Origin of the sequence: Methanosarcina sp. DH1, assembly GCF_020804205.1 — an archaeon.
Lineage (GTDB): Archaea > Halobacteriota > Methanosarcinia > Methanosarcinales > Methanosarcinaceae > Methanosarcina > Methanosarcina vacuolata.
Genome location: NZ_WJBJ01000036.1, coordinates 25,961 through 51,930, shown reverse-complemented (window position 1 = coordinate 51,930; position 25,970 = coordinate 25,961). Strand labels below are relative to the sequence as shown.

Here is a 25,970-nt window from a genome sequence, read left to right as displayed (position 1 = left end):
CTTCACGGCTTCCCTGCGGCACCAGACACGGTCGCGCCATGCCTGACACCTAGCGAGCATCGTTTACGGCTGGGACTACCCGGGTATCTAATCCGGTTCGTGCCCCCAGCTTTCGTCCCTCACCGTCGAACCCGTTCTGGTAAGACGCCTTCGCCACAGGTGGTCCCACAGGGATTACAAGATTTCACTCCTACCCCTGTAGTACCTCTTACCTCTCCCGGTTCCAAGTCTGGCAGTATCCCCCGAAAGCCTAATAGTTGAGCTATCAGATTTCCCGGAGGACTGACCAAACCGGCTACGGACCCTTTAGACCCAATAATCACGATCACCACTCGGGCCGCCGGTGTTACCGCGGCGGCTGGCACCGGTCTTGCCCGGCCCTTGCTAACAGGTGTATTTTACACACCTGGACAGCCAGCATATGATGCTAGCACTCGGTGTCCCCTTATCACGGTTTCCCGCATTGTAAAGTTTTCGCGCCTGCTGCGCCCCGTAGGGCCTGGATTCATGTCTCAGAATCCATCTCCGGGCTCTTGCTCTCACAACCCGTACCCGTTGTAGGCTAGTAGGTACATTACACCCACTACTACCTGATAGGCCGCAGACCCATCCTTGGGCAGACGAATCCATTTTACGCATAAAGCATTCCAGCATATGTGCGTTATCCGGAATTATCCCCAGTTTCCCGGGGTTATGCCGGACCCAAGGGCAGGTTATCCACGTGTTACTGAGCAGTACGCCATGTTCACGAAGAACATATGACTCGCATGGCTTAGGCGAACACCGATAGCAGTAACCTCTGGCAGGATCAACCAGAATTGTTAATGTATCGCACACTTCAAAATAAAGGTCTTGGTCGCAGAAACTTGCACTAACAACTATCAATTCAGTTATTTCAGTTTCGCGATGATGTGTTATGAAAACTCTCACCGCCCAGAATTAACCGAACCGACAAAATCCTCGTCAGTCAGGAAACAACTCCTGACTCCATTAAAAGATGAAAGAGATTTGTATCTACGCAATCAGTTTGCGCAGGGACATATACAAGGCATTTCTTGTATATAAAGCTTTGTGTTATTCACCTCGACACAATCGCTTGTGTGAGGGATGTATACAAGACATTTCTTGTATATAAAGCTTTTCTCTCAGGCAATTTTTTACTCTGAGATCCGGAGCAAAATGGAAAATTTGCTTGAATCTATAGAGATACTGCCATTATAATCTTACATTATAGTAAGAGAGTCGAATGCTCACAATTTTGCCTTTTGTGAGGGATATATAGAAGGAATTTCTCCTATATAAAGGTTTTGTTTGAATGGTTTTTGACCATAGATTTTCCCGCAAAAACTGATTTTTGCAAAAATCTATAGATTTAAGGATTACTGACCTTATTAGATCAGGGATCCTCTAAATGCATTACTGATATATATATCTTTCGAGAAAATGCTTTCAGACAAATGAAACTAAAGGCTGAAAGATATATTTTTTCCAAAAGAGATTAAGTTAAGAAAGAAAAGATAAGATAAAATATATTTATTATTAAAGTGCAGGATTTTATTTTGAAAGTTAGTGACTGCTTTTCATTACAAATTATTTTCTGAAAATTAACTTAACCTGCCAAAAAATTAAGAGCCACATACTGTTATAAAAACTCTTTTAGTATTAACAATTGTACAGATTTTCAAACTATATATGAGTTAAAAGAAAATTCATAAAAACTGGCATTAAGAGCAACAAGGCCCCTCAATAAAGAAAATTATAGCCTGAAGTTCAGTATTAGAACCTTAAACTTGCTCAGTGAGTTTTATATATATAGGATTCCAATTAAATTAAGAGGAGTTAGGAGTCCCTCTAAGAAATTGGGAAGAATTTGGGATTTTATACCTGTTTGGATCTCGCTTAGTTGTATCTATGAAAAAAAGGAGAATGTTAAATACCAAAATAAGATCAAGATATAAGATCAAGATCAATCTCAGGAGAAGTTTGGTTTTTAACCCGGTTTTTACCCCTGTAAATACTCAGGGATTATTTGCTCCTCAAATGCCAAAATGGAGGTTAGACATTTGATAGATATAGATCCCAGTGGCATTCTGGTTCGTTACAACGTAAAAATGGAAAAGGAAATGACACCAGAAGAGGCTGCAGAAGAACTTTACCCAAAGGATTCAATGATTTATCCGATTGCAAAGGCCATCTTTGAAGGCGAAGAGGACGACGTTGTTGAAGGGTTGGAAAAAGCTATTGGCTCCGGGAAGGAACCTATCTCTCTTATCGATGACGCACTGATGGTTGGAATGGGAGTGGTCACCAGGCTTTATGACGAGGGAGTAATTTTCCTGCCAAACGTTATGATGTCTGCCGATGCCATGCTGGAGGGCATTGAATACGTTAAGCAGAAAGCAGGAAGAGCACCTGTAGTTAAAGGGAAAGTCGTTTGCCACGTTGCAGAAGGTGATGTTCACGATATTGGAAAGAACATCGTAGCTGCATTGCTTAGAGCTAACGGATATGAAGTAGTGGATCTTGGAAGAGATGTCCCTGTAGATGAGGTAATAGCGGCTGTCGAGAAAGAAAGTCCCCTCATGCTTACAGGTACTGCCCTGATGACCACCACCATGTATGCATTCAAAGAAGTTAATGACAAGCTTCTGGAGAAAGGCTACAGGATTCCGTTCGCATGTGGAGGAGGTGCTGTGAACCAGGACTTCGTTTCCCAGTATGAATTAGGGGTATATGGCGAAGAAGCAGCCGATGCTCCTAAGATAGCAGATTTCATCAGGGAACATGGGGACAACATTGTGAAACTGAGGGAGAAATTCCATAAACACTGAGGAGATGGAGTAATGGCAGTAACAAGATGTACTAAAATGGCTTACGCAAGCGCAGATGACATGGTTTTCGGAAAAGCTGTCACGCCAGTTAAAACCGGACTGGGACTTGAAATCGGTGCCGGTTACACAACTCCCGAAGTAAACTATGCCCCAAGACCTGAAGCAGGAGCATCCAAAGAAAAGCTCATAAAGGAATACGAAAGGATCACCACCGACATTATGGCAAGGATGGTTCAAATCGGAGCTCCTGCTGTTGTGCTTGAAACCGAACATGTTCAGCAGATGTCCAATCACCCTGATTGGGGAGCAGCCGTTGCACACGCCCAGAAAACTATCATGGAAGATTACCATGATGAATATGGCATAAAGTGCGCACTCCGCCATACCATTGGTGACATCCGCGAGACCAGAGACTTCCTCGCTCTCAGAGGAGACAAGTACAGCGTCTTTATGGAGGCATTCGAACAGTGTGCCCAGAACGGTGCTGATATGCTTGCAGTAGAGTCAATGGGTGGAAAAGAAGTATTCGACTATGCAATCCTCAGGAACGACATGGCCGGAGTACTTTACGGAATCGGTGTTCTCGGTAGCATAGATATGGAAATGATCTGGCAAGACATCGCATCAGTTGCAAAAAAGAATAATGTAATAGCATCAGGTGACACAGACTGTGCCCAGGCAAACACTGCGATGTTCATTGCAGGCGGGCTGCTGGACAAGAACCTCGCCCACACACTTGCAATCATTGCAAGGACTATTTCTGCCGCAAGATCTCTCGTTGCTTACGAAGCCGGCGCAGTCGGCCCTGGAAAGGACTGTGGTTACGAGAATACCATTGTAAAAGCCATTGCAGGTGTCCCGATAGCTCAGGAAGGTAAGACTTCAACCTGTGCTCACTCCGACCTGATGGGTAACATTGTCATGCAGTGCTGTGACCTCTGGTCCAATGAATCTGTTGAGTATCACGGTGAATTCGGCGGTACCACAGTTCAGTGTTGGGGAGAAACCTTAGCTTATGACTGTGCCCTAATGAATGTTGCTCTTGATTCAGGTAATGAAAAAATACTCAGGGATATGTTCGTAGCTTCGGATATATACAGAGACGCACAGGGATATGTACTCGCATACCCGAACGCCTACAGAGTAGGACAGGCAATTGCAAAAGATGGAAACGATATTTACCTCCGTGCCAAGAACGCCGCTATCGAATGCATCAACATTGTCGAAGAAGGAGCAGGGGGTAAACTCGAGCTCTCCAGATTTGAAGCTAAAGCCCTTGCTGACGCAAAAGCAGCTTTTGAGGCCCTCACCGACGACAAAGAAAAGTTCATGAGTGACTGCCTTACAAAGTATAAACAGGAAGTCAAAGTATTCAAGCCGGAGAACTACGGCCTCTAATAAGGCAATTCTCCTTTTTCCTTTTTTAACATCCCGAGTGTAGTTTTCTGGTTTCCGGATAAATTTAGAGTGTAGTTTTCTGGTTTCCTGATAAATTTATATAGAAATTTTTAGTACTGGTCGACTCATTTAGCACTTAAGGTTTTTCTGTAAAGCAGCAACAGTTGAGTGAACACCATATAGTTGTGATTGTACAAATTAACACTTAATTTACTCAAGATCTACAATTATGCAGGACACGAAAAAAGTAGTAATAAAAGGTAATGAAAAATTCGTAAAAAAACGCACATGAAATTCTTCGAACAACATGTCCAAAAAATGAAAGTGTTTGAGAGCACTTTCATGACAAATAATAAAAAATTAGTTAGATTCTTTTTTGTAGCTCTTCAAGCGTAGTATTCGTCTCTTGCCTCGACCATCGCTTTAATGTGGGAAAGCGGAGTCATAGGTGCAATTCCGCAGCCAGGCGCCAGTACATCTACACCTTCGGAAATCGCTTTTTTCGATTCTTCTTTTATCTTATCGACAGGACCAGGAAGCAGAACAAAAGGACTTGAGATGTTTCCTACGAGCCTTGCTCTATCCCCAAGCACTTCCTTAGCCTTCTTAATACTGCCAACTTTTTCTTCAACGCTCAAACCTTCGAAACCGCAATCTGCCATATAGTTAAGGATAGGGGACACACTTCCACAGATATGCAGTACCGTAACCGAATTTACGTTTGAGGAAAACTTCTGTAACCTTGACTGGAGGTCATTTTTAAAAGATTCTGGACTCAGCAGGTCAGGAGAGGCTACAGGATCGGCAACGGAGATGATGTCTGCTCCTGCAACAACCATTGAATTTGCATACGCTATTGTGGCATCAGTTGCGAAATCCAGTACCTGATGTAACAGATCAGGCTTTTTAATAGACCATTTCATAAAGGACTTTACACTCGCCAGATCGGAAGCAAGAGTAATAGGTCCTTCCATTCCTCCTATAATAGGTACATCTGGCCCTACTTTTTCCCTTATAAGTTTGATTGAATCAAGTACAGCCCTGATTCTTCCCATATCAAGCAGGTTCTCAGGCATTTCCATGCCTTCAAGATCTTTGGTATAGGGATGTGCCGTAACTGAAGGCTGCCTGTTTTTGGTTCCCATATTAACCTCACAGCCCATAGCTTCGGCAAGCACAGTCAGGCAATATGGAACTCTTACAGCTTCAAGCCCGCTTAATTCATAGTTTGCAATCGCAAGCTTCGCCATTTTTTCAGGATCAGAATGAGCCTCCGGCCAGGGAGCCCCAACTTCATCCATTAATTCAACAATTCCTGTCTGAGTTACAGAACAGACCGGTACTTTGTCAACTTCTTTGCCTTCAAGCGCGTTTAAAAGTCTCTCCTTAAGTGTCATCTCACTCATAATTATCTCCCCATGTTAAGTTTCAATTTGTAAGCTTTTAATCTTTTGACTTTTCTACGACATTCACGTATACTACTGATATTTCAGATATAATTTATAGTCATCTAACCCTTTGAGGCATATCAAAATTCTTAGAGTTTCCGTCAAAGGCAAGTAATCACCTTCGGAAACTTAAATCCCCATGCCCAGATTAGCTGATTCCCAGATTAGCTGGTATGATCTGAGCCGGTTTCCCGGATTGCCTCTTCCTGTTTCATTCTTTTCTCCTGAGAGAAGAAGTCCGCAGGTTTTTGTCCCACTATCCGTAGGAAAAACGTGTTTGGTTATGAAATAATTTTGCTTATCAAATATTATTTGAAAGTTGGGTTTGTTTCATATTTAGTTGCAATATTTAGTTGCAATATTTAGTTACAATATTTAGTTACAATATTTAGTTACAAATATAGAAATCCGGATAAAACAAGATCGTTAGCCATCGCCATTAAAACTCAACTTACAGATTTCTTTAAATGAGTTTTCATTGATTATTGGCAATTGATTGCACTTTTTCGTTGTCTACAAGTCAGTTATTAAACTCTTTGTTTTCATCAAAATCGATATCAATTAACTTTGATGATAGGCTTAATAGTTATGTTTAAATAATATAAAACAAATTTTACAAAAATTTTGATATATTGTTAAGTGTTAAAAGCGTTTTCATTTATTTGTTGACATTATTGAAAGAAAATTGTGTTTATTTTCAAAAATGTATATTTAATGTTTTAAGATATGATGATTTTTAATATAAAAAACAAGTTATAATTTAAAAAAAATAAAGGACTTGATGATATGGAGAATCTTCACGGAGCACTGGAGAGACAAAATATTGCTTATTTTTCAATGGAGATAGGTCTTCGTAGTGAAATTTCGACCTATGCAGGGGGATTAGGGGGTCTTGCAGGTGATGTTATCCGCTCAGCTGCGGATCTGAATATCCCACTGGTAGCAGTAACACTGGTAAGCAATAAAGGCTATTTTAGACAGATTCTTGATCCTGAAGGAAATCAGACAGAACATGCTGATGAGTGGGATCCTTCGCATTTTATGACTCTTTGCGAAGAAGAGGTAAAAGTAAAAATTCAGAATAGAGACGTTAAACTCAGAGCCTGGACTTATACTTACAAGAGCCATATAGAAGGCTGCGTGCCGATAATTTTTCTAGATACAAATGTTGAAGGAAATGAATCGGAAGACCGCAAGATTACGGATTTTCTATATGGAGGCGATCAACGCTATAGACTCAAGCAGGAGATAGTACTCGGAATCGGGGGAGTACGAATGCTTAATGCTCTTGGGTTCAAAGTCAGAAAGTACCATATGAATGAAGGGCATTCAAGCTTACTTGCTCTAGAACTTTTGAAGCAAAACAGCTTAGACCCGACTAAAGTAAAGGAACTTTGTATCTTTACTACCCATACTCCAGTGGAAGCAGGGCATGATAAATTTGATTATGGGCTTGTAGAAGATCTAATCCAGGATAAAAACGATGTTGAGATCCTTCGCAAGTATGGAGGGCAAAACTACTTTGATACAAGCATTTTTGCTATGAACTTGTCGAACTATATCAATGGCGTTACAAAAAGACACAGCCAGATCTCAAGTGCACTTTACCCTGGCTACAAAATTCATGCCATTACAAATGGTGTTCATTCCTATACATGGACTTCCCCTTATTTCAGAAAGCTTTATGATCGCTATCTTCCGGATTGGGAGAATGAACCCGAACTTCTGATAAGAGTCGGAGAAATTCCAGACACTGAGCTCTGGGAAGCACATTGGAATGCAAAAAGAAATCTGATCGACGAGGTGAACAAAAAAACAGGTATAGGTATGGATTATGATACTCTTACAATAGGCTTTTCACGGCGTATGACATCATATAAGCGTCCAACTTTAATTCTTTCTGATCTTGAGATGCTCAGGAATATAAATAAAAGAGGCAAAATTCAGCTTATTTTTGCAGGTAAAGCTCATCCTAATGATGAAGCCGGAAAACAAATTATAAGGGATATTTATAAAGTGATGAAAAAACTTCGTAACGAAATAAAAATTGCATTTCTGGAAAATTACAATATGGATCTTGCTGCAAAAATGGTTTCTGGAGTTGATGTCTGGCTTAATACTCCTAACTGTCCCTACGAAGCATCAGGTACAAGTGGCATGAAAGCTGCTCATAATGGAGTAGTGAATCTTAGCGTGCTTGATGGCTGGTGGATTGAGGGGTGGATTGAAGATGTGACAGGTTGGTCTATTGGGCCCAAACCAGATGAAAAAATTTCTATAGAAGAAACAAGACTTGCTGAGCTCAAAGATCTCTATTACAAACTCTACTACATCGTCGTCCCTATGTACTACGAACAACAAGATGAATGGTTCAAGCTAATCAATAATTCAATAGGTATGATAGCATCTTATTTTAACAGTCATAGGATGATGAGGTATTATGTCACAGAAGCTTATCTTTAAAAATCTTTAAAATCTAACTGGGCTCAATTTAGAAGAAACTTAAACTAACTAATAATAGTCGTAAAAGTAGCTAATGGTTATCCATCGAAAAGATTTCAGCGCAAAATTGGCTCTTCGTTGTTTTGTGGGGGGTTGAAAATAATTATTCAGTTACAAAGTAATAGGCCAAAAAGAGAAACATCAAGCTGGAATGTGATTTCCAACCGCAAATATTTCTAAATTTTATATATGTTACTTCGGCATTTAAGAGGTGGCATTTAAGAGATAGGTGTAAGTTACTCACTAGAAACAGCGAAGAGCCAAATTGGCTCTCTGGTTTCTACAAGTTTTACAGTAGTGTGCAATTTTTTCAAAACGAACCTATGTCCTTACAAAGAACTCTGAAAACAAAGATTATGCACAAATTTAAATAAAATTTGGATATGTTGTCCGAAAACTCTTCAGTTATTGAATGTACAAAGTTTTATACTATCAAGCCTGTATAGACTGGTATCCTTTATGAACTAGTAACATATCTTAATTAATTTTCTAATAATCCTTTGACCTTATTACTGAATTTTTGAGTGATGGATTTTGAGCGAGCTTGAGAATCTGATAAATCTTGCAAAGAATGCAGCCGAAAAAATCCGGAAATACAGATTTGTGCGCGTAGTCTCACATAATGATGCTGATGGGCTGACCTCAGCCGGGATAATGGCACAGGCTCTGCTGCGGGCAGGCATTTGTTTCCAGCTTTCGATAGCTGGAAGGCTGGATGAAGCTGTGATTGAAGACGTGAACAAGAGCATCTCCAGGAATGACCTTGTCATTTTTTGCGACATGGGCAGCGGGCAACCTGAACTTATTGATAAGGTGGAAGCTGATGTTATAGTGCTTGACCACCACCAGCCTGTAGGTCAATCTCCGGCAAAAGCCGTTGTAAATGCCCATATGGTTGGAATCGACGGGGCAACTGATATCTCAGCTTCTGGCACCTGCTATCTTGTAGCCAGAGAACTGGCAGCCGATAACGTTGACCTTGCAGGGCTGGCCCTTGCAGGTGCAATTGGAGATAAGCAACTTTTTCACACGGCCAATGCCTTCATCCTGGAGGAAGCCTTAAAAGCAGGGGTCGTTTCTATTCGGAAGGGGCTCAAAGTAGGAGATGGAGACCTTGTAGACGTGCTCGCATACAGTACTGAACCTTTTCTGGATATAACCGGTTACCCTGAGAAAGTTACAGAATTTTTGAACCAGCTCGGTCTTTCAGGAAAAATTGAAAACCTGTCTGAAGAGGAAATCTCAAGGCTTGCCAATGCTGTCGCCCTTAAACTTGTCAGGCAGGCAAGCCCGGAAGCTATTGAGGCTGTTATAGGAGAAGTTTTGCTTCTGAATCGGGAGCTTGTAAGAAATGTTTACGATTTTATCTCCATCCTTGACACATGCGGAAAGCAGAAAATCTACGGGCTGGCTATTTCTCTTTGCCTGAAAGATCAGGAAAGTATTAATGAAGCCATCTCTCTAAATAAAGAACATAAGAAGAAACTTACACTGAATGCCAGAGAAAACGTAGAAAAAATTAGCAAAGGGGAGAATCTCTGGTATGTTGTTACTGCTGATGCCATTTCTACCGGGAACCTTGCAAGCACGGTCGTCCGTTACCTTCATCCCGAACTTCCTTTCATTTGCATAAATGAATCCGAAGGAATCCTGAAAGTCTCGGCAAGAGGAACCCGTGAACTTGTCTCAAAGGGCCTTGACCTTGCTTTTGCCCTTAGAGAAGCTGCAGGTGCAGTTGGTGGAAGAGGAGGCGGGCACAGTGTAGCTTCCGGGGCTTCAATCCCTCTTGGAAGTGTAGAGGAGTTCCTTAGCATTGCAGACCGAATAATAGGTGACCAGCTCCAGAAGACCGGAGCAAAAAATCAAAAAAGATAAAGATAATAAGATGGAAAAGCGATGGGAGTGCTTATGAAAATTACAGGTACAATTGAATTTCCGGATCCTGAATCAAGAAAATCCGCTGCGAAAATTCTGCAAGCTCTTTCTCCGGATAACCTTAGAAGCATGGAAAGTGAAATCAGTAATGATAAAGTTGCTGTCCATTTTCACTCTGAAAAAATAGGCTCTCTTCTTGCAACGGTTGATGATTTTCTCATGAATGTTAAAATTGGAGAAGGAATCGAAGAAGCTATGAAAAAAGGAGATAAAGTCCAGGAAAGCTAATTTACTTACAAATTTTCTTTCTTTTATTTTATATTATTTTCTTTCCTTTATTTTCTTTCCTTTATTTTCTTTCCTTTATTTTCTTTCCTTTATTTTCTTTCCTTTATTTTCTTTCCTTTATTTTCTTTCCATGTTGTATCCTGAAATGATTTCGCAGATTCAAGACTATTTGAAAGTTAATATACGATACAACAACAAGCGACTCAAAAAATTAAACTTGATTAAATTACAATTCAATTTTGATACTATAGAATGATCATGTAAAATGAACCAAATTTGAAGTTGAAGTAAAATGGTGAGTCATTTGTACGCGAGATATAACTGCAATAAAAGAAATTTAAACAGATAAATTTAAACAGAGAAATAATTTTGGGATAAAACACCTTATGACGATAGCCCTATGACGCGTTTTTTCAAATCAAACATACTTAAACAGGTCATCCCTTTTCATTTCGTGCAGCCTTTCCCGAAGCAGACCTTTTAAAGCTTTCAGGTCTCCTTTTTTGGCGCTGATAGGAGCTATTATATGCCTCCAGTTCTGCCAGGGAGGTTCAAGCCCGAGTCGAATTGCAATCTCGTCAAGAAGAGAATCGTAATCGCTTTCTTTTACCTTATCCATCTTGTTTGCAGCAATAATGGTGTCAATCCCGACTTCCCTGAGGAAATCAAACATTTCAATGTCTATCGGAATCTGGTCCTTTGAGTCCCAGCGGTCTACTATCTGCGGGAAAGACGGGCTGTCTATTACAAGCACTCCGAGCTTGATCCTTTCGGCATTTTCTTCGATATAGTGCACGGTTTTGTCTTTAACGATGTCTTGCTTTCGGTCTTTTACTCCACTCATGAAGCCGAAGCCAGGCATATCCGTAATAAGCAGGTCCGAGACATGGACATGTGCAGGGCGTAAGGTAACCCCGGGGCGTTTTCCAACCCTTACTTTCGCTCCGAAGAGTTCCCTTAGCAACGAGGATTTACCCACGTTTGAACGGCCTACAAAGATTATCTCAAAGCTTACTCCGCTTTCAGCTGCAGTCTTACTGGTTTCCATTGTTTTTTACCTCCAAGCCTTTTTCAAAAAAGACCTGAACAAAAATGTCGTTCTCGGCGTGATCAAACGGCGCAACGGTTGTGACACAACCCTTTTCAAAATAGGATTGATCAAAAATCCCATGCCGCGGCGTGATAAACCGGTTAGACGATTGCGAATCAACTGTTTTGGTCAACCGATGCCCGGTTTTTATCCATGTTCCAGTTTTTATCCATGTTACGGTTTTTATCCATGTTACGGTTTTTATCCATGTTACGGTTCTTTACCTATGTGCTTCCCCTAGTTCCTTATCAAAAGCCCTGAGGAATGCGTTAAGGGAATCTTCGGGAATTTGAGCGCCTGCCGCAAGTGGATGTCCACCGCCGCTTCCTCCGAATCTTGGTGCGACTGAACGGAGAATATTGTTTACGTCGACCTCTCCCCGGGATCGGATACTAAGGTCATAAGCTACCTTTCTTTCACGGTATTCGGCTGCAATCCCGACTTCCCGCCTGCCGTAAGAGGCTGCGTAGATCGCTGCCTTTGAAATGGAGTTATTTGTATTTACAATATACGCGCTGTTTCTCAGGACTTCCACATTATATTTAACAAAAAGCCTTAATCTCTCCTCGTTAATTGCTGCTTCTCTGGCAAGCTTAAGCAGTTCTGGAATATTTGAAGGGATGATATCCTTTGAGAGGGGTTCAAGAAGTTTCCTCTTGAATTCGTAATCCCTTCCTTTATATAGGATGGCCTGGGTCAGGGTTCCAGCCTGGAAATAAAGATTCCTTTTATCCCAATCTTTGACCCAGTTCTTTAAACATGGAGTGTTGTCAGAGAAATCCCCAATCGCTCCGTAGATTGCTACCCTCCGCATATCCCTGTCCAGCCGGTCCTCAAAGACCCTGTAGGTCAACTCTGAGGAACAGGCTTCGATATCATGGTAGAACCAGCTCTCTTTTTCACAGCTTTTAGGGAGAGGATGGTGGTCAATATAGTAAAGGTCGGACTTCTCCGCAAATTCTCGGAGTGCTGTGTGAAGTTCAGAACAGTTCCTTTCATCGATTGCAATATCGCAAATAATAAGGGTTTTCACATCTTGTATAAGCCTTAATTTTTCAAGAAGGTTGGCCGGGTTTGTAAAATATACATACGCATCCGGATAAGCGGTTTTTGCAATCGCACCTGAGCATATCCCATCCGAATCTCCGTGAGTAAGGACTAGAGTTTTCGCTTTGATCCGGTTCTCGAGTTCTTTCATGTTTTGCTTCCTTTTTCTCGAAAAAATATTTATTTTTTCTAATGTCAATACCTCTTCTAACAGCAGTGTTGAGTTTTACTCACTTTCAATTCTTTTTTTGCTTCACATGCTTTTTTTTCATTTTGGAAATTAATAAAGATATTTATTTTTTCTTTTGTTCAATTTTTATTTTTATTTTTATTCAAATGAGTTTCAAGGTAAAAAGAGCTCTTATCAACCTATTACTTTTGAAGACCAGTAAAAATAACAAGATAAAATAATTCATAAGTGGTATAAATGGTTATGAAAAAAGTGAAAAGTGATGAAAATTGTAATAAGTAATGAAAAAAGTGAATCGTAATGGAATAAGGCTTTTTTCTCAGTAGATTCTATTAAATACAAGAAATGAATGCCCTGGAAAGTCCAGAGCGTTCGAAACTTCCAATTTAAGTTTTTTCAGGTACGTCTTCTTCCCATGATGCATGTAACTGCAAGAAGTCCTGCTATAGCAAGGACAGGGCCAAACCCGGGAGTATCTTCAGAATCTTCATTTTGCGCCAGACCTGATGATTTATTTTTTTCTTGATTGGAGTCAGTTTTTCCCTCAGGCTGCTTGCTGCTTCCTTCAAGAGAAATAGGTACTCCTACATAAACAATAGGAGTATCCGAAACGACCTCTCCTGAGTATTCATCAAGGTCGAGGAAACTTGCTTTGCATGCAGGCAGCTGGATTTCCCCTTCTTTATGCATTTGAAGGATATAGGTTACTGTTTTTGAACCGCCGCCGCTTCCGAGAATCTGCTTGAAACTGGTTTCCCCGCTTATTAGTTTAGCTTCAGGAGGTACGGTGTCGGTTACTGTCACACTTGAATCAATGTTTCCTGTGTTTTTTACAGTGATCGTTACGGTCAGTTCATCTCCGGCATTCAGTTGCTGTTTGTTTATGGTTTTTGTAACTGAGATTTCAGGCCCATAAATTTTTACCTTTTCCGAGTTATTGGAACCCGCGTCACCATTCTGCCCATTAGGCAGGGTAAAATTAGCCGTTGTTTTTGGGAAGGTGAATTCTCCCGGTTTTTCAGGAATCAGAGTGTATTCAAAAACTTTTTCAGCTAATTCCCCGGATTTAAGAGAAAGGGTCTTCTCGAGCACCGCATCTTTCTTGAGGTGCGTTTCGGAAGCTATCGAATCAGTAAGTACGATGTCATCTATGTCACAAAGCCCTACGTTCCGGACATTGACCGAGACGTAGATAGGCTTTCCCATGTGATTATCTCTTGTAATAAACTTTGAAATAACAAGGCCCCATTTTTTTTCTATTTTTATGACTTTGAAGCCTATGTCTTCGTACTTCTTGTTCCTGACATCCTCGCATGTAATTTTTGCACTTATATTAAGATTAGTGTCTTCCCACGGCTTGGGAGCTTTCAATGTAATATTCACAGGTTCAAGAGTTTCCTCTTTAAGAACCTCTCCAAGTGTGTATTTCTTTTTTCCTTTAAGGACTTCCATCCCGGCTGTGTCGATAGTTAGAACGGCATTTTTAGCTTTTGCGTCTCCATCGTTTTTAATCTCTATCGAGACATCAATTGAACCGTCTCCGGTAGATTTTGAATCATATGTGTCCTTTTTGGTTTCAATGTCTATGTCAAATTCTGGCTCTCCTTTTATAAGGATATCCAGTTTAGCATAAGGGTTCCAGTTTCCGGTCTTGAACTCCTTTCCATCCTTCTTGATAATCTCATAATTCGGGTCCACTTCCTGGGCATAAACCTTTATCTTGTCGTCATATACGACTTCCAGGCCTGCGGAAAGTGGAGACGTCTTCAGTTTTTCCCCATCCTTCGAGATTGAAACAAACAACTGTTTGTTATCGTTAAAATCTTCTGCCTTTATAACATAGCCGTTAACTGTTACTGTATCCCCCCAGTAAAGTGTTGTTCCATCCTGTTTCTCTACCCACTCGATGTCTTCTTCCGCAAGAGCGATTATTGAGAAAGCCGAAGTGAAGAAAACGGCAAGTAATGCAATCAGTGCAAGCTTCTTAGCCATAGTTACCTTCCTTGAATTTGATCTCTTTATACTGGATTTTCGCACTGGAAGCATGCATTTTGAGCTGCTGTAATGGCTACGGCTCTTCATTTTTTTGTATTTTTTAAATTATATATAATTACTAACTGCTTATTCACGAATGATACCAGTCATATGATACCATCCGTATTTTACAATTCGATGCATTGATTTTGCCCCAGCACTCCCCTATGATTTACAATTTTCGAACTCGATGTTACTTTATTAACTCCAATTTCATGGTTTCTTCATTAAAATCCAGGATCATTTAAAATTTGTAATTTATTTGTCTAAACTGGTCAGATCTATATGGTAGTATTAAGGTCGTTTTAATCAGAAATTTGTCTAAACTCTATAAGTTATCTTAACATAAGATATTTTAATTTTTTGTACTGTTTCAATTTTGAATAAACTTCTTATATAGAGTCGTTTTCTTTATAAGGTCGTGTATATTTAACAGAATCAGGAAAGGAAATCGCGGAAATTTCCAAATTTAATCAAGAAGTAGCAGTCCCTTCCGGACACCAGAGGTCTTTTTCATGGAACTTATGAAAGTTGTAGAAATTCTCGAAGAAATCGCGCCTCCTGAACTTGCTGAAGACTTTGACGAAGGCAGGATCGGGCTAATTCTCAACCTGGAAAATAACATAGAAAAAATTGCAGTTGCCCTCGATGCCAGTTCTTATACGCTTGAGAAAGCTGCAGAAATGAGAGCAAATCTTCTAATTACCCACCATACCCTTATCTTCCATCCGATTAACAAAATCTCAAAATCCCTGGCTGAATCTCTCAGGCTTGCCCTCGATAACGGGATTTCCCTTTACAGCATGCATACGAATTATGATAGAGCCGAAGGAGGCATTAATGACGTGCTTGCTGCAAGGCTCGGGTTAAAGAATCTCAAAAATGTGGAAGTCGGTAGAATAGGAGAGATAGAACCCTGTGCTTCGGCTGAACTGGCGTCCAATGTCTCGGAGACCCTGCAAACTCCTGTCATATATGCAGGAGAAAAAGAGGGGATAAGTCGGGTAATGGTCGTCGGTGGCAGTGGCTTTGCGACTGAGTTCCTTGAAATTGCAAGGGCAAATAGAGTTGATGCCTTCATATCTTCCGAACTTAAGCATAATATTCTCCGCGAGTACGAGGATCTCTGCCTTATTGACGCTACTCACTATGCCACGGAAAATCCGGGCATGGAGGCTTTATGCTCCAGACTGCGTGAAATTTCCGGTCTTGAGGTGGAATTTATCGAACAGCCATCCGGACTCAAGGCAATTGATAAATCCTGAACATCTTTCCGGATTCTGGCCCAGAGGAATATCCTGAAAAATTCAAACTAAAATAAGACGGTAACTAAAATAAAATCTTAATAAAAATAAAAGTTAAATAATAATTATATCTTAATAAAAATAAAGTCTTAATAATAATTAAATCTTAATAATAAGTAAATCTTGATAAAAATAGTAGGACTTACGCAGTAGAACTGAAAAATCAACAGCATCAGACTATTAACTGTCTAAAACGTGACTTTAATCCACAGTCTTTGCTGTAATTGATTTTGTTCCTCAAGTTCGTAAGTCCTAAATAATATATTAAATTAAAATAATATTCTAACTAAAAAGATCCTGTTAAAATAATTGAAAATAAGGGCTCTTCGTCATTCCCTGTGGATAAGACGATTTTCAATTCAATAACGCATTGGTTTTTATGAAGACATTATGAGGATATCCACACAAAACAAAGAAGAGCCAAAATAAGTTTACGTGAAAATGTCGATTACAACAAAATATGTTTTAGGAATGATAAAAATATAACTTCAAATTTGCAGTTCAGGAATTGATCTGTACATAATTTCATTATCTCAATAATGATTCTTGACAACAATACTTTGATATGATACTTGAATCATTCCTTAACTCAGTTAAACGTAGGAGTAATTTTAATATGACAGAGGAAAAGGAACAAAGTAGACCGGATATAGGAAAAAAGGATCAAGACAGACCGGAAACAAAGGAAAAAGATAAAAATATAGGGGAAGAACTTAAAGAAGATTCTCTGGAATCAATGCTTATAGAACAGTCAAGAAGTCAGATTCGTTCGGATTACCGGCGAAGTCTGGGCAATGAAAATCGTAGAAGATACATGGAATGAATTTACATGGAATGAATTTGTATGGAATGAATTTGTATGGAATGAATTTGTATGGAATGAATTTGYATGGAATGAATTTGYATGGAATGAATTTGCATGGAATGAATTTGCATGGAATGAATTTGCATGGAATGAATTTGCATGGAATGAATTTGCATGGAATGAATTCGTAGTGGATTTCTCTTTTCTAACAGCCCAAGTTTAAAATTTTTACAGATTGTTTTCTTATCTCTTTTGCTTCAGTTTATCTACACTTCACTAACGTTTCAGTTTTATCCTGATCTATGCTCTTTAAGGCTTATTGGCTTAGCTAACATCCGTTTTCACAGCTTTATTTCTGCTCTGGTTTCAACTGCGTTCAAATAGCTCTCAATATGTTCGCGTACCATTTGCATTTCTTCAGTTTCTGGCATTGAGTACAGAATTATCTCAAGATAACCGCGTTCTCTGAGAAGAGAAAAAGCTGCAGGAAAACTAATGTCAAAAATCCAGCTAAGGCGGAGAAGTTTAATATCATTCCGGTTTTTTGCATCTGCAAGCTTTGACATCCTGTTATTAAGGATATCCTCAAATATGTTTTCCGAACATCCGGGCGTATCGGGAATATTGAATTCGAGAACTGGATTCCTGAGCTCTTCTTCTTTCTCACAATCTTCACTCACAAGCTTCAGGATATCCAGTTTATCGGCATCCCGGATCAATTTCAAATAAAAAAGGAATTCTGTTGTAGTTTCTGTGCATTCGGGAATTTCCATGCGATTATGATATTCCACAGCTTTCAGAATTATATCTTTCTCTTTCCGAGATAGAATGGAAAGAACCCCGGTATTTTCCAGAATTTTTACGCCAAGCAGGGCATGATCTTCAGATTCTGAGTCTTTGAACGTCCTGTATTTAGTAAACTGTTCAAAGCGGCCCAGGTCATGAAATAAAGCTATTGCTTCAGCGAGCCTGCAGTCTTTTTCTTCCACATTTTCCGCTTTGGCAAGTAAAAGGATATTTTCACATACTCTTGCCGTATGCTCGATTTTTAGCTTAACGTTTTCCTGGATAAAGACCTCAGGAGAGGAAAATTGGTCTACATAATCCAGAAACCATTTTTTGAAAAAGTCCAGGTCTTCCTTCTGCATGCTTTTTCAATAGTAGTTTTAATGTATAACATTTTCGTATATCTACGGAGGCTTTGAGATTTAGGCTCTTCTTTGTTTTATGTGAATATCCTCATAATGTCCTCATAAAAACCAATGCGGTATTGAATTGAAAATAATCTTATCTATAGGAAATGGCGAAGAGCCAATAATCTTCTGTCCCATTAAGAAAAGGTCGTATACCAGTGCATCGATTCCAAAGTATGTCCAAAATGAATTTTTTGAAAACCACTGAAAGCACGGAAGACACGGAAATCAGTAGTAAAGGCGTGTTTCTTCCGTGCTTTCCGTGTTTTCCGTGGTTGTAATATCCAGATCGAATCACTATGCGACAGGCTGCGTTTTCCGTGTTACAAAATTCCATGTGACTTTAAAAGAATATTTGCGTCATAAACTGTATTTGTTTTCTTAGTATATATATTTGAGAATCGATGTACTAGAAAATATTTCAAAGTATCAAAGCTCTCATATCCTGTTGAATTATATGAATGAGGACCAACAGGAAGCTATCCGACAATTCAAATTCAGGGCAGAAATCTGTAAAAAAAATAAGGCTTTTAAAGCCTTAAAACAAAAAAGGAGGAATTTTATCGCGAACTACGGTTGTGAGACAGCCTGCGGAGGTCAGGGTATTCATAACTCTTTGCGATCCCGATAGAATAAACACATTCTTTCCAAATATGGATTCTCGTTTTTCAGATATGATTTATTTCAGTCGAATACCTCTCTAGCTTGCTGCGCGGTGCGCCAGCGCAACTTTAATTTTTAAGAGTTGTGAGATCAGCCCAAATTAATTTCCTAGACCTTGTTACCCACTTTCCGCATTTGAACACAAATGTAGAATTAATTTGCCGAATTGTCTAAAATATTTAATTTAAAGACAGGCAAATTTTAATTTACTGCCTTATTGGGAAAGTTGATTGCATTTTTGTGTGCATATACGGAAAGTGGGTTGCTTTGTAAGTTACTGTTTGAGCTTTTGGTCTCTGGATTCCAATCGTTGAGCCACCTCTGATTGAATTCCAAACATTATAATTTTTAAACACCTATATAATCTGTATTACCAAAGTATCTAACAATTAACATTTTAGTCAACTTTATGAAAATCGGTGATTGAAACAAATCAATGTGCTAATTTTTGTCAGTGCGTCTCGTATGGGTAATCCTCAGATGCGAACCACGCCTGCCACAGAAATTATGCTGAATTTACAACTGAAAGCCAGAGTACTTTTACACAGAGTACTTTTACACAGAGTACTTTTACACAGAGTACTTTTACAAATTCTGCCTGGGTCTTGTCAGAGAAAGTTTTCGTAAGACCATACTTGCAGCTATAAGTCAGGATCTAATCCTGTACACTTCCCTGTACACCTGGACTCTCTGAAAATCGATACTGGTAATATAGGAAAATGTAACCAAAAAAGAGGAATAAGGTCCAGTGTACAAGTAAATAAAATTGCGTACTGCTGCCTGAACCTAAATAGGCTCTCCAACAATATAATGAGGGTAAAAAGAATAAAAGAAAAAATCTTTCAACTTTAGCTAGGTGAAACTTTCTCAATAATCTCATCAAGCGTCAGAAGTTCCTGTTCTCCTGAAACCATATCTCTCAGCGTAAGCTTTCCTGCTTCTAATTCTTTTTCCCCGACTATAACCACGTAATCAGCGTTGATGGTATTTGCATAAGAAAGCTGGGCTTTGAAATTACGCTGCATGAGGTCTACATGGACCGGCACGTACTTCCTTAATTCATTTGCAAAACTTATCGCTTTTAGATGAAGATCGGGTTTTGAGACCAGCATAAGAGTTTTAGGAGCAGGTGGGGTAAGAGGGCAGATTTCCATAATCCTATCAAAACCTATCCCGAAGCCTGTTGAGGGTACGTCTCCACCTCCGAAAAGCTGGATAAGCTGGTAAGAGCCTCCACCGCAGACCTGTTTCTGGGCACCGAGGCCCTCGGCATATACCTCAAAAACCATGCCTGTATAGTAATCAAGCCCGCGTGCAATCCCGAAGTCAAGGGAGTAATCGACTCCGTATGCGTCGAGAAGCTTGAGGGTCTTTTCAAAGCTTACAAGTTCAGGGATATTTCCTACGATCTTTATTACTTCAGGGAGGATATGCTTGCCTTCCAGTTTTATCAGGTGGAAAAGGTCGGACTTGAGCTGTTCTTCGGCTCCTATTTCTTCAAGCAGAGCTTCAAGGCCGGCATACTCTTTTTTATCCACAAGCCGCATAACCTTGCTCACAATTTCGGGTTCAAGCCCGCTCAAGAGTGTACGTATGACCGCAAGGTTTCCGAGCTTCATGTCGCCCTTCACTCCGGCGGATTTTAACATGGCATCGGCAAGGGCAATGACCTCGGCATCGGCATCGGGTTTTCCGCTTCCTATAAGTTCAACCCCGAACTGCCAGAATTCCCTGAAACGTCCTTTCTGGGGGCGCTCATAGCGGAAACAGTTTTCAAAGTAAAATAATTTTAAAGGCTTCGGAAAAGGCTGAAGTTCATTTATATACATACGCATGACAGGAGCAGTAAGCTCAGGCCTGAGGGTCATTTCCCTGCCGCCTTTGTCCGTAAAGTTGTAGAGCTCCCCTATGATCCCTTCTCCTGACTTCAGGGTGAAAAGATCAAGATGTTCAAACGTGGGCGTAATGATTTCACTGTAACCCCATTTGCGGGCAACGTCTCGCATAACACTTTCCACGTATCTTCTCCGGGCAGTATCGGCAGGTAAAAAGTCCCGGGTCCCTCTTGGTCTATTAACTGTCATTTTTAAATGCACCTGATAATCAAATTAAAACAATTACTTTAAAGCATAATTTAGAGTTTTGCTTAATTTAGAGTTTTTACTTTAAGATATAATTTGGAGCTTTTTAGCGTTTCTGGACTGTACTAGTTAAAAGCAAGCTATTTTACTTTTTCGATACCTATCTGAAGCCGCCAAAAAACGACAGCTTAAATTCAGAATTAATATATTTGTTCTGTAAAATAAAGTAGAATGGATTCCAGAAGCAGAAGTTTTCGCAATCAAACAATTGTAAAGCAAATAAAGGCAAGTTTACGTTGAATAATATAATAAGCAGATTAATATACATGATTCACACTAAATATTTGCGATTACCGTGTCCGAGCAAAGAAGTGTACCTTTAAGGAAACATCTACTGGACCTGAAGCCCTGCAGGCATGGAGGGTTAGTTCAGGAAACATCTGAAACTTACGGGATTCCTGAAAGTGAAATTCTTGACTTCAGTGCAAACTTTAATCCTCTGGGAAACCCTTTTGAGCATCCGGAAAGCGGATTGAACTTTGATGAGATTCTTAATGCTGGTTTTAAGAAACTTACCGAATATCCTGATAACAGGTATCCTGAGTTTCGAGAAGCTGCTGCAAAGTTCGTAGGGCATGGAGTAAGCCCAAAGAATATTATTCCGGGTAACGGTTCAACGGAAATTATAAGGCTTGTAGTGGAATGCGTGGTTGAAAAAGGAGATACTGTCCTTCTACCCTGGCCCACTTTCGGAGAATACGAAATGCAGTGCCGGATTATGGGAGCAGAACTGCAGTACCCAAGCCAGGACGAAGTCGAAAAACTTCCTGACGAGCTTCTGGAAAAAGCAAAAATCCTGTTCATCTGTAACCCCAATAACCCGACTGGGAAACTCCGTACTCGAGAAGAAATCAAAGCTCTTGCGGAACGTTGTACACAGCACAAAACACTTCTTTTCGTGGACGAAGCTTTTATTGAGCTTTCAGATCCTTCACAGAGTGTTGCAGATCTTGCAGTAAACAATAATTACGTTTTTGTCATGCGTTCCCTTACAAAGGACTTTGCAATCCCTGGAATCCGGATGGGCTTCGGAATAGCTTCCCCTGAGGTAGCTGAAATTCTGGATACTGCCAGACTTTCCTGGAATCTTGGAACCTTGGCAGACGCTGTAGCGACTTCCCTTCTTAATATTGAAGGCGGGATTGAAAACCCGTACCTGAAAAAAGCGAGAGATATGATCAGGGAAGAAGGAGAGGTTTTTAAGGCTAAACTCGATAGGATAAGGGGTTTTAAAGCCGGAGAGGTGAATGTAAACTTTATCCTGGTTGATATCAGTAAATTCATGCTTGATTCAACGGAATTAACTGCACGTCTGGCAGCTCACGGAGTCCTCATAAGAGACTGTTCTTCCCTCCACGGCCTTGGAAAAGATTACATAAGGCTTGCAGTCCGGACTTTCGAAGAAAACGACAGGATAATTGCTGCAATCGGGGATATAATCACCGACTGGGGTAGAGAACAGGCAAAACAAGAACTGCAGAATGTGATCGAAAAGGCTTCTGAAGAAGGCATTGGAGGCAGGAAAACCTGCGAATACTATCCCTGCCACTTTGAAGGCCAGAACTGTACCTTCTGCTTCTGTCCGTTCTATCCCTGTGAAAACGAGCGCACAGGAGGAAAATGGATCCAGAGCTCAAGAGGCGGAAAAATCTGGAGCTGTGTTGACTGTCATCTGGTTCACAAGACGGAAACTGCACAGAAAATCCTTGACTGTCTTATGCAGGAAGGAGATACGGACGAACTCGTGAAAGTTGCCTGGAAGAAAGTGATGGAGCCTATCCTATGATTGTACCAGACAGCGGGCATCTTGCCCTGGTACTTTTGCTTGCAGCCGCCATAGACATATTTTTCGGGGAGCCGCCTGCTGCCGTACACCCTGTTGTGTGGATAGGAAAACTAATCAATGTTTTTATAAATGCGGCTCCTCAGACTCACAGGAAAGCCTACGGAGTTGCAATGGCTCTCTGCTGTGTATTTTCTGCAGCCTTGCTGGGTTACACCGTGCTTTACATAGCAGCCCTTCCGGGAATTCCTAGGGTGCTTGCCCTTCTTATAGAGGCATATTTCCTGAAAGCCACCTTTGCTGTTAACTGCCTGCTCGGCCCTGCAAAGGAGATTTATGGGCACCTCGAAGCAAACAGGCTTGATAAAGTCCGGGAACTACTCCCAATATATGTAAGCCGGAACACTTCAAAACTTACCAGAAACCAGATGTCTTCCGCAGTTATCGAATCCGTATCCGAAAACTATGTTGACGGCATCCTGAGCCCCATTTTTTACTATACCCTTTTCGGAAAATACGGGCTTGTTGCAGCATATGCATTTAAAGCCATAAGTACTCTGGACTCAATGGTTGGGTATAAAACCGAACCCTACAGGGACCTTGGGTACTTCTCAGCGAAATCCGATGACGTATTGAACTGGATCCCTGCCCGCATCTCCGTGATATTCATTCTTGCAGCAGCCTTTATAGCGAGTCTGCTCCCGAAAAAACAGGGAAAATTTTCTCCCTTTAACAGTATAAAGAGTGCTTTTGAAGACGGAATGAAAACCCCGTCCCCCAATTCAGGTTATCCCATGGCAGCTACTGCAGGAGCGCTCGGAGTCAAACTTGAAAAACCCGATACTTATATACTTGGGGCCTTATATCCCCCGACCGAAGTAAAGGATATAAAAAGGGTATCCCAATTAATAGCAATTGCTTCAGGCTTCTCGCTTGTTGCCTGTGCGGCAGTAATTCATTTAGCAGGGATATACCTGTATCCGTGACCCTTCCTTCGCTGCCAGAACCTGATTCCTGAGAGCGTGTCTTAAAATTAAATTTGGTTCTATAATTGGGATAGGACTTATGCATTTAAATTGATAAACGGAGTGTCAAACTGTTAATGTCCAAAACGAAAATTTAAACCATGATGTTTGTTGTGTTTGATTTTATGCATCGAGTGTGTAAATATGAATTTAAACGGAACGTTGCCTATTATCCAATTGTATAAATTATTTGAATTTTAAGACAGCTTCTGAAATAATCTGAATCCTTCATGGAAATATGGGTTATGAGAAAAGCCAGTGTAATAGCGTTAAAGATTTTCAAAAGCTAATAAAACCATTTTTTAACAACCCCGAAGTGATCATATGAAGTTATCCGATATTGAGGAAAAAGACCTGAAAAAAGGGCAGCCTGAGAAAGTAGAAGAAAACGCTACAGTCAACATCCTCGATGTCCTTGCTGAAGAAGGCATCAGTGTTCAGGACCTTGCTGATACGGCTCTGGAAATGTACGTTCCCCATCCAGGGCTTGAGACCAGAGAGAAAGCCGACGCTTTATTTAAGAGAGAACTTAAGTACGCACTTTCGGATCCAAACCTCTGCCTTCTAATCTATTCCGGGGTCTTGCTGGAGCGGGAAGGCAGGGCAGGAACCCTTCCGAACCTTAGCAAAAGTTCTTATGAAAAAGACCTTACTTTTATAATTGCAGATGAAGTGCTCGGCACAAGTATTGCAACCTATATCAGCGGTTCCAAGGGCGCTTTTGAGTTTGTCAGGTTTGACAAGCAGAAGCCTGGAATCCTTGCAAAGCTCGGGCCTTTCATGGATGACGTTATCGGGGGCCTTATAGGAGGCGTGTCTTCCAATATGTATTCAAGAGGTATGGCAGAATTTATAGGGACGGACTGAAAGAAGGAAAGGATTGAAAAACAGGCGGTGCGCGATGAATTCATATTTGCTTGCTTTTAAATCTGGGTTTGGTTTCCTGTCCACTATTCCTGTGGGAATTAGCATGGAAGGAATCGACGAACTCATGAAGAAAATCTACTTTTATCCCGTTGTGGGAGCCGTACTCGGGCTTCTCATAGGTGCAGTTGCATTCATAGGACAGGTAATATTTCCCGGGCCTGTGCTTGCAGCCCTTATCATGGGATTCATATATTATATCACAGGCTTTAATCACCTCGATGGAGTCACGGACATCGGGGACGGCTTTATGGCCCATGGGTCACGTGAGAAGAAAATCAAGGCCCTGAAAGACACGACCATCGGGACAGGAGGAGTATCCTTTTGCATTCTCGTATTACTTACTCTGTACAGTTCGATAAGGGCAATACAGCAAGGAGGTTCCGTTGTTTTCGGAGCTAACCTTCCGGCTTTAATGCTTGCATCAATGTTTATTGCAGAGGTCAGTGCAAAACAGTCCATGCTAACTATTGCTGCCTTTGGAAAGCCCATACCTCCGCAGGAAAAACAGGCTTATCCTGGCCTGGGAGCCATGACTATAAGCGGAGCAACCAGAAAGAATTTTCTGATTGGATTCATATTCGGAGCTATAGTTTGCTTTCTGCCTTTTGGATGGATAGGGCTGCTGCCTTATCTGGGAGCCTGTATCTCGGCTCTGGTGATTCTTAACCGAAGCTATGCCCATTTTGGGGGATTAAACGGTGATGGAATTGGCACTGCTAACGAAATTGGTCGGATAACTGCACTCATTATTATCGCAGTTCTCCTGAATTTTTCATTGAATGGATACATGGGAGGTTTAAAATGGACGCTATTGTAATGGCAGGGGGGTTCGGACAGAGGCTTGGAATGGGAGAAAAGCCTTGTGTTGAATTGCTTGGAAAACCACTTATAGCCTATGTGATAGATACCCTGAGGGCCTCAGATAATATAGACAGAGTTTTTGTAGCGGTCTCCCCTGTTACCCCAAGGACAGAAATTATGATCCAGGAACGCTACAAAGGAGAAGTTCGCGTAATCAGGACTTTTGGCGGAAACTATGTAGGGGATATGGTCCACGCGGTAGAAACCGCAGAAACGGTTGGGCCTGTAATGATTATTATGTCAGACCTTCCTCTAATAAACCCTGAACTTATCGATTCTGTAATCGAGAAATATAGGGAAGAAGGAAAGCCAGCGCTCTCTGTATATGTTCCTATAAATATCTGCAAAGGAGCAGGAATAAGGCCGGATACGGTCTTTAACAAGGATGGGAAACTGATAGTACCTTCCGGAATTAATATTCTGGACAGTTCTCAAATCCGAAACGAACAGGAAGACTTTAATCTGATACTTGATAATCCCAAACTAGCAATAAACGTAAATACCGTTAAGGATTTGCAGCACTGCAAGGATCTGCTGCAGGGCCAAGACTAAAAAACTTATAGAG

General features: G+C 40.7%; 20 protein-coding genes and 1 rRNA gene. 13 read left to right on the top strand and 8 right to left on the bottom strand.

From position 1 onward, the window contains the following. Positions 1-819 (bottom strand): 16S ribosomal RNA (locus tag FXW07_RS18520); the annotation flags it as partial. 1,244 nt (positions 820-2,063) lie between these two features. On the opposite strand from FXW07_RS18520, the gene mtaC reads away from it, so the two are divergent. Both mtaC and mtaB read left to right on the top strand, forming a co-directional pair. After that, positions 2,064-2,831: a methanol--corrinoid protein MtaC gene (gene mtaC / locus FXW07_RS18515; protein ID WP_229397085.1), complete on the top strand. Its 768-nt coding sequence runs from the start codon at positions 2,064-2,066 to the stop codon at positions 2,829-2,831. Positions 2,832-2,843: 12 nt separating this feature from the next. Continuing rightward, the gene (gene mtaB, locus FXW07_RS18510; protein ID WP_229397084.1) at positions 2,844-4,229 is read left to right on the top strand and encodes a methanol--corrinoid protein co-methyltransferase MtaB; all 1,386 of its coding nucleotides are present in this window, start codon (positions 2,844-2,846) and stop codon (positions 4,227-4,229) included. Between the two features lie 386 nt (positions 4,230-4,615). Here mtaB and mtaA read toward each other — a convergent pair whose 3' ends face one another. Further along, the gene (gene mtaA, locus FXW07_RS18505) at positions 4,616-5,635 is read right to left on the bottom strand and encodes a methylcobamide:CoM methyltransferase MtaA (protein ID WP_048154692.1); all 1,020 of its coding nucleotides are present in this window, start codon (positions 5,633-5,635) and stop codon (positions 4,616-4,618) included. An 828-nt stretch (positions 5,636-6,463) separates the two neighbouring features. Between mtaA and glgP the strand changes: the two genes are divergently transcribed. From glgP to FXW07_RS18490, 3 genes are all read left to right on the top strand, one after another. Beyond that, complete coding sequence (glgP, locus tag FXW07_RS18500) at positions 6,464-8,140, top strand: alpha-glucan family phosphorylase (protein WP_229397083.1); 1,677 nt, start codon at positions 6,464-6,466, stop codon at positions 8,138-8,140. Between the two features lie 573 nt (positions 8,141-8,713). Next, positions 8,714-10,054: a DHH family phosphoesterase gene (locus FXW07_RS18495; RefSeq protein WP_229397082.1), complete on the top strand. Its 1,341-nt coding sequence runs from the start codon at positions 8,714-8,716 to the stop codon at positions 10,052-10,054. A gap of 33 nt (positions 10,055-10,087) precedes the next feature. After that, positions 10,088-10,342: a KEOPS complex subunit Pcc1 gene (locus FXW07_RS18490; RefSeq protein ID WP_229397081.1), complete on the top strand. Its 255-nt coding sequence runs from the start codon at positions 10,088-10,090 to the stop codon at positions 10,340-10,342. A 418-nt stretch (positions 10,343-10,760) separates the two neighbouring features. Here FXW07_RS18490 and engB read toward each other — a convergent pair whose 3' ends face one another. The 3 genes from engB to FXW07_RS18475 form a co-directional block, all read right to left on the bottom strand. After that, the gene (engB, locus tag FXW07_RS18485) at positions 10,761-11,390 is read right to left on the bottom strand and encodes a GTP-binding protein EngB (RefSeq protein ID WP_048154686.1); all 630 of its coding nucleotides are present in this window, start codon (positions 11,388-11,390) and stop codon (positions 10,761-10,763) included. A gap of 262 nt (positions 11,391-11,652) precedes the next feature. Further along, a complete protein-coding gene (locus FXW07_RS18480) occupies positions 11,653-12,630 on the bottom strand; it encodes a DHHA1 domain-containing protein (RefSeq protein ID WP_229397080.1) in 978 nt (325 codons plus the stop codon). Positions 12,631-13,065: 435 nt separating this feature from the next. Further along, the gene (locus tag FXW07_RS18475) at positions 13,066-14,661 is read right to left on the bottom strand and encodes a BatD family protein (RefSeq protein ID WP_229397079.1); all 1,596 of its coding nucleotides are present in this window, start codon (positions 14,659-14,661) and stop codon (positions 13,066-13,068) included. Positions 14,662-15,218: 557 nt separating this feature from the next. On the opposite strand from FXW07_RS18475, the gene FXW07_RS18470 reads away from it, so the two are divergent. The 3 genes from FXW07_RS18470 (at position 15,219) to FXW07_RS18460 (ending at position 17,035) form a co-directional block, all read left to right on the top strand. Next, positions 15,219-15,968, top strand: a complete 750-nt coding sequence (locus FXW07_RS18470) for a Nif3-like dinuclear metal center hexameric protein (RefSeq protein ID WP_229397078.1) — start codon at positions 15,219-15,221, stop codon at positions 15,966-15,968. A 655-nt stretch (positions 15,969-16,623) separates the two neighbouring features. Then, on the top strand, positions 16,624-16,830 hold the full coding sequence (locus FXW07_RS18465) for a hypothetical protein (RefSeq protein ID WP_048119752.1): 207 nt from the start codon (positions 16,624-16,626) through the stop codon (positions 16,828-16,830). Next, positions 16,802-17,035: a hypothetical protein gene (locus FXW07_RS18460; RefSeq protein ID WP_229397077.1), complete on the top strand. Its 234-nt coding sequence runs from the start codon at positions 16,802-16,804 to the stop codon at positions 17,033-17,035. The genes FXW07_RS18465 and FXW07_RS18460 overlap by 29 nt, the downstream gene beginning before the upstream one ends. A 118-nt stretch (positions 17,036-17,153) precedes the next feature. Here FXW07_RS18460 and FXW07_RS18455 read toward each other — a convergent pair whose 3' ends face one another. The 3 genes from FXW07_RS18455 to hisS all read right to left on the bottom strand — a co-directional run bounded on the left by FXW07_RS18455 (position 17,154) and on the right by hisS (position 20,752). Further along, on the bottom strand, positions 17,154-17,960 hold the full coding sequence (locus tag FXW07_RS18455; protein WP_229397076.1) for an HD domain-containing protein: 807 nt from the start codon (positions 17,958-17,960) through the stop codon (positions 17,154-17,156). A gap of 139 nt (positions 17,961-18,099) precedes the next feature. Then, positions 18,100-18,342: a hypothetical protein gene (locus tag FXW07_RS18450; protein WP_229397075.1), complete on the bottom strand. Its 243-nt coding sequence runs from the start codon at positions 18,340-18,342 to the stop codon at positions 18,100-18,102. A 1,174-nt stretch (positions 18,343-19,516) separates the two neighbouring features. Further along, positions 19,517-20,752: a histidine--tRNA ligase gene (gene hisS / locus FXW07_RS18445; protein WP_229397074.1), complete on the bottom strand. Its 1,236-nt coding sequence runs from the start codon at positions 20,750-20,752 to the stop codon at positions 19,517-19,519. 352 nt (positions 20,753-21,104) lie between these two features. Between hisS and cobD the strand changes: the two genes are divergently transcribed. The 5 genes from cobD to FXW07_RS18420 all read left to right on the top strand — a co-directional run bounded on the left by cobD (position 21,105) and on the right by FXW07_RS18420 (position 25,957). Next, a complete protein-coding gene (cobD, locus tag FXW07_RS18440) occupies positions 21,105-22,595 on the top strand; it encodes a threonine-phosphate decarboxylase CobD (RefSeq protein WP_229397073.1) in 1,491 nt (496 codons plus the stop codon). Continuing rightward, positions 22,592-23,578, top strand: a complete 987-nt coding sequence (locus FXW07_RS18435) for a cobalamin biosynthesis protein (RefSeq protein WP_229397072.1) — start codon at positions 22,592-22,594, stop codon at positions 23,576-23,578. The genes cobD and FXW07_RS18435 overlap by 4 nt, the downstream gene beginning before the upstream one ends. A gap of 363 nt (positions 23,579-23,941) precedes the next feature. Beyond that, the gene (gene cobZ, locus FXW07_RS18430; RefSeq protein ID WP_229397071.1) at positions 23,942-24,484 is read left to right on the top strand and encodes an alpha-ribazole phosphatase CobZ; all 543 of its coding nucleotides are present in this window, start codon (positions 23,942-23,944) and stop codon (positions 24,482-24,484) included. A 34-nt stretch (positions 24,485-24,518) separates the two neighbouring features. Next, positions 24,519-25,361 (top strand): adenosylcobinamide-GDP ribazoletransferase, encoded by an 843-nt coding sequence (gene cobS / locus FXW07_RS18425; RefSeq protein WP_229397070.1) that lies wholly within the window; start codon positions 24,519-24,521, stop codon positions 25,359-25,361. Beyond that, positions 25,346-25,957 (top strand): NTP transferase domain-containing protein, encoded by a 612-nt coding sequence (locus FXW07_RS18420; RefSeq protein WP_229397069.1) that lies wholly within the window; start codon positions 25,346-25,348, stop codon positions 25,955-25,957. Before cobS ends, FXW07_RS18420 begins: the two co-directional genes overlap by 16 nt. Positions 25,958-25,970: the final 13 nt, after the last annotated feature.